Origin of the sequence: Vibrio splendidus (assembly GCF_001557875.1) — a bacterium.
Lineage (GTDB): Bacteria > Pseudomonadota > Gammaproteobacteria > Enterobacterales > Vibrionaceae > Vibrio > Vibrio splendidus_F.
This window is the reverse complement of sequence record NZ_LNRF01000045.1, coordinates 1-272: the sequence shown is the minus strand read 5'-3', so window position 1 is coordinate 272 and position 272 is coordinate 1. Positions and strand designations below refer to the sequence as shown.

Sequence of the window (272 nt, the reverse complement as noted above, 5' to 3'; positions counted from 1 at the left end):
CGCTCACCACTTTGTGGTTCATGACTGGGGTGAAGTCGTAACAAGGTAGCCCTAGGGGAACCTGGGGCTGGATCACCTCCTTATACGAAGATATTCACGATAAGTGTCCACACAGATTGATGGTTTAGATTTAGTTAAAGCCAGAGCTTTAATTAATAACGTAAGTTATTGATTAAAGCTTTTTGCTTTATGCTCTTTAACAATTTGGAAAGCTGACTGATTGATTACTTACGAGTAATTCAATCAAATTTAAAAGTTCTCAATGTTTACCT

1 rRNA gene is annotated in these 272 nt (G+C 37.5%); it reads left to right on the top strand.

The window, feature by feature from the left end:
- A 16S ribosomal RNA gene (locus ATB74_RS23535) occupies positions 1-83 on the top strand; the annotation flags it as partial.
- Between the last annotated feature and the right edge of the window lie 189 nt (positions 84-272).